Consider the following 3,927-nt stretch of genomic DNA (forward strand, 5'->3'; position numbering starts at 1 on the left):
CGTCCGCTGCGCAACCGGGCGCAGGCGATGCTGCTGGCGGTGGCGCGGCTGGCGGCGGGGCGGCTGGTTCTGGTCGGGGCCGGGGGGATCGAAACCGGGTCGGACATTCTGGCGCGGATCAAGGCCGGCGCCGATCTGGTGCAGGTCTATTCCGCGTTTGCCCTGCAGGGGCCGGCGCTGGTGCCGCGCCTGAAGACCGAACTGCTGGCGGCCCTGCGCGCCCAAGGGTTCGAAACACTTGCCGATGCGAAAGGAGCCGATCTCTGATGCGCCACCTCAAGGGAATGGCCGTTCTGGCCGGGGAATATGAGGGCTTCATCGTCGATCTCTGGGGCGTCGTGCATGACGGCGTACGCCCCTATCCCGGATCGGTCGACTGTCTTGCGCGGCTGCAAGCGGCCGGTCGGCGCGTCGTGCTGCTGTCGAATGCGCCGCGCACCGCCGCCGTGGTGCAGGTGATGCTGCGGGGCATGGGGATCGGCGACGATCTCTATAACGGCGTGATGACCAGCGGCGAATATTGCCGCGCGCTGCTGGCCGGGGGGCAGGATCCGCAGTTCGGCGGCAACGGACGCCGGCTGTTTCATATCGGCGGCCGCAAGGACGTGAACGTGTTCGAGGGGCTCGACTACACCGTCGTGACCGACCCGGCGGAGGCGGATTTCGTCCTCAACACCGGCCCCACCCCCGAAGAGGGCGAGGACTCGGTCGAGCCCTATGTCGCGCGTATGGAGGCCAGCGCCCGCGCGGGTCTGCCGATGCTGTGCGCGAACCCCGATATCGAGGTCATCCGCGACGGGCGGCGTATCATCTGCGCCGGTCTGCTGGCGAGTTACTACGCGCAGATGGGTGGGGCGGTACGCCTGATCGGCAAACCGCATCCCGAGGTCTACGAACCCGTTTTCGAGCAGCTTGGCCTGCCGAGATCGCGCGTCATCGCGGTCGGCGATGCCCTGGCGACCGACATGCGCGGCGCGAAGGCGACCGGTATCGCGGGCGCGTGGGTGCTGGGTGGCATCCATCAGGAAATGATCGGCAATGACGCAGCACTGGCCGAGGCGGAAGCCCGGTCCGCCGGTCTGGCGCCCGAAGCGGTCGTTCCGTCTTTCGCCTGGTGACGGCTGCCCGCCGGACGGCGGTCAGGCGTGGCCCACGGCGCCGGACAACTGACCGGCATCGAGGTCGATGGTGGCCAGCGCCCGGCGCCATTTGACCGTATGATCGTTGCCGAACAGGATCGCTTCGTTCGCCGGGGCGATGTACCACGCGTTGTGCGTGAGGATTTCCTCTTCCAGCTGGCCCGGCTCCCACGCGGCGTGGCCAAGGGCCAGCAGCGCGTGGCGCGGTCCGGATCCGTCGGCGATCTCGCGCAGGACATCGAGGCTGGCGGTCAGGGTGATCGTGTCATCCACGCTCAGGCTGCCGTCGCCGCTCCAGTCCGAGGAATGCAGGACGAAGCCGCGTGTGCCGTCCAGCGGACCACCCGCGCACAGGCTGATGATCCGACGCGGCGGTGCGGGCTCGATACCCAGTTGCGTCAGGACGTCGGCCAGGCCGGGCTGCGGCAGGCGCCGGTTGATGACCAGTCCCATTGCGCCGTCCTCTTCGGAATGGGCGCACAGATAGATAACGCTCTGGGCGAAATCGGAATCGGCCAGAGCTGGGCTTGCCACCAGAAAGAAGCCGGTCAGCGAACCGAGAGGTGACGTCTGGAGGTCCAACGTAGCGGTCATCACGCTATGCTAGAGGCCAATTCGGGCCGCTTTGCAACCCTTTCCGGCGCCCTCCCCGGTGTCGCCGGGATAGGCAGCGGCGGACCATGGTGCCATGATTGACACGCTTTGAAAATGACAGGGGACAGGCGCATGACACAAACGGTTCTGGTAACGGGTGCAACCGCCGGATTCGGGCAGGCCATCGCCCGTCGGCTGGTCGGCGACGGCCACCGTGTCATCGCCACGGGCCGCCGCAAGGCGCGGCTTGACGAACTGGCCGCCGAACTCGGCGCGTCGCTGTTGCCGTTCGTGCTCGACATGAATGACCGCGAGGCTCTGCGCGCCCTGCCGGACACGTTGCCCGACGGCTGGCGCGAGGTGGACGTTCTGGTCAACAACGCCGGTCTCGCCCTGGGGACGGAGCGGTCGCAGAGTGCCGACATTGACGGGTGGGAGACGATGATCTCCACCAACGTCAGCGGACTGGTGGAAATCACGCGCGCGTTGCTGCCGGGCATGGTTGAGCGGAACAAGGGCTATGTCATCGCGCTGGGCAGCATAGCGGGGATCTATCCCTATGTTGGCGGGAACGTCTACGGCGCGACCAAGGCGTTCGTGGAGCAGTTCATGCGCAACCTGCGCACCGATGTGCTGGGACAGCACGTGCGCGCGACGAACATCGCCCCCGGCCTGTGCGGCGGGACCGAGTTCAGCAATGTGCGCTTCAAGGACGATGCCAAGGCCAGCGCCGTCTATGACAAGACGACACCGCTGACGGCCGAGGACATTGCCCATACCGTGTCGTGGCTGCTGTCCCTGCCGCCGCACGTGAACATCAACCAGATCGAGATGATGCCTGTCTGTCAGGCCGCGGGCGGCCTGGCGGTCGACCGGTCGATGGGCTGACGGCGATGGCGACGGACAGCAAGGCGATCGACCGAAGCGCCATTCAGGCACTGCTCCCGCGCTACTGCGTGAGCGATGGCGCGAGCTTTCGCGCCGCCGACCATGCGACGGACGACATGGGGGGCCTCGCCCTGCGCAAGAAGGAGGGGCGCGAGATGTTGCGTGCCTCCGTCCGACGTCTGTCGGAGCTTCAGCAGAAGCTGGAGGCGAACGGGTCCTGGGCGATGCTGGTGGCCTTGCAGGCCATGGATGCGGGCGGCAAGGACAGCACGATCAAGCACGTCATGTCGGGGGTCAATCCGCAGGGCGTCGCGGTGACGGCGTTCAAGCAGCCGGGTCCGGTCGAACTGTCCCACGATTTTCTCTGGCGCCCGCATTTCAGCATTCCGGCGCGTGGCAAGATCGGGATCTTCAACCGCAGCCACTATGAAGAGGTGCTGGTGACGCGGGTGCATCCGGAGGTGCTGGAGAACGAGAAACTGCCGGCCGCCGTGCAGGGGCCGCATTTCTGGACGCACCGGTATGAGGATATCCGCAACTTCGAAACCTATCTGAGCCGACAGGGCTTCGTGGTGCTGAAGTTCTTCCTCAACGGATCGAGGGAAAAGCAGCGGCAGCGGTTCCTCAAGCGCCTCAACCGCCCCGACAAGGTCTGGAAGTTCTCGCCGTCCGATATTCGCGAACGCGGCTATTGGGACGACTACCAGAATGCCTATCATGAGGCGGTCGCGCATACCGCTCAGCCTTGTGCCCCGTGGTACGTCGTCCCCGGCGACCGCAAATGGTTTGCGCGTCTGGTGGTGATCGAGGCGATGATCGCGGCGCTGGAGAAGCTCGACCTCGGGGAGCCGGAACCCGCGCCCGAGGTACGCGATTCGCTCAAGAAATTCCGCTCGATCCTCGAACGCGAGGGCAAGAAGGGGGATTGACCCGTCCGCGTGCGGTCGTGCGGCGTCAGCCCGTCGGGCCGCGCCGCACGACGGCGTCCGCGATCTCCTCCGGCCGCGTGACGCCGCAATGCGCCATGGCGGCGCGCAGATCGGCACCCAGCAGCCCGATGGCGTGATCGACCCCGGCAAGCCCCGCCGCGACACATGCCATCAGAAACGGACGGCCGAGAAAAACCGCGTCCGCCCCCAGACCCTGCCCGATCATCACGTCGGTCCCCCCGCGAAAGCCGCTGTCGGCCAGCACCGTCATGCGACCCGCCGCCTCCCGCATCGCCGCCAGTTGCTCGACCGGGCCCACGATGCCGTCGAGCGTGCGTGCGCCGTGATTGGACGCCACGATCCCGTCCACGCCGGTC

Annotated in this window: 5 protein-coding genes and 1 pseudogene; 4 read left to right on the top strand and 2 right to left on the bottom strand. The window is 67.0% G+C overall.

What is annotated here, in order from left to right; translation table 11 throughout:
• A pseudogene (locus tag HUK82_RS14970) lies at nucleotides 1-267 on the top strand (quinone-dependent dihydroorotate dehydrogenase); the annotation flags it as partial.
• Nucleotides 267-1,118 (top strand): TIGR01459 family HAD-type hydrolase, encoded by an 852-nt coding sequence (locus HUK82_RS14975; RefSeq protein ID WP_176614713.1) that lies wholly within the window; start codon nucleotides 267-269, stop codon nucleotides 1,116-1,118. The pseudogene HUK82_RS14970 and the gene HUK82_RS14975, both read left to right, overlap by 1 nt.
• Nucleotides 1,119-1,139: 21 nt before the next feature.
• Here HUK82_RS14975 and HUK82_RS14980 read toward each other — a convergent pair whose 3' ends face one another.
• A complete protein-coding gene (locus HUK82_RS14980; RefSeq protein ID WP_176614714.1) occupies nucleotides 1,140-1,733 on the bottom strand; it encodes a YqgE/AlgH family protein in 594 nt (197 codons plus the stop codon).
• Between the two features lie 132 nt (nucleotides 1,734-1,865).
• Here HUK82_RS14980 and HUK82_RS14985 point away from each other — a divergent pair, with 132 nt between their 5' ends.
• Nucleotides 1,866-2,621 carry an SDR family NAD(P)-dependent oxidoreductase gene (locus HUK82_RS14985; protein WP_176614715.1) on the top strand — a complete coding sequence of 252 codons (756 nt, stop codon included), beginning with the start codon at nucleotides 1,866-1,868 and terminating at the stop codon, nucleotides 2,619-2,621.
• A 5-nt stretch (nucleotides 2,622-2,626) separates the two neighbouring features.
• Nucleotides 2,627-3,550 (top strand): PPK2 family polyphosphate kinase, encoded by a 924-nt coding sequence (locus tag HUK82_RS14990; protein WP_176614716.1) that lies wholly within the window; start codon nucleotides 2,627-2,629, stop codon nucleotides 3,548-3,550.
• Nucleotides 3,551-3,575: 25 nt separating this feature from the next.
• On the opposite strand, the gene HUK82_RS14995 is transcribed toward HUK82_RS14990, so the two are convergent.
• On the bottom strand, nucleotides 3,576-3,927 hold a 352-nt coding region (locus HUK82_RS14995), incomplete at its 5' end, for an alpha-hydroxy-acid oxidizing protein (RefSeq protein WP_176614717.1).

Source organism: Ameyamaea chiangmaiensis, assembly GCF_013376175.1.
Classification (GTDB): domain Bacteria; phylum Pseudomonadota; class Alphaproteobacteria; order Acetobacterales; family Acetobacteraceae; genus Ameyamaea; species Ameyamaea chiangmaiensis.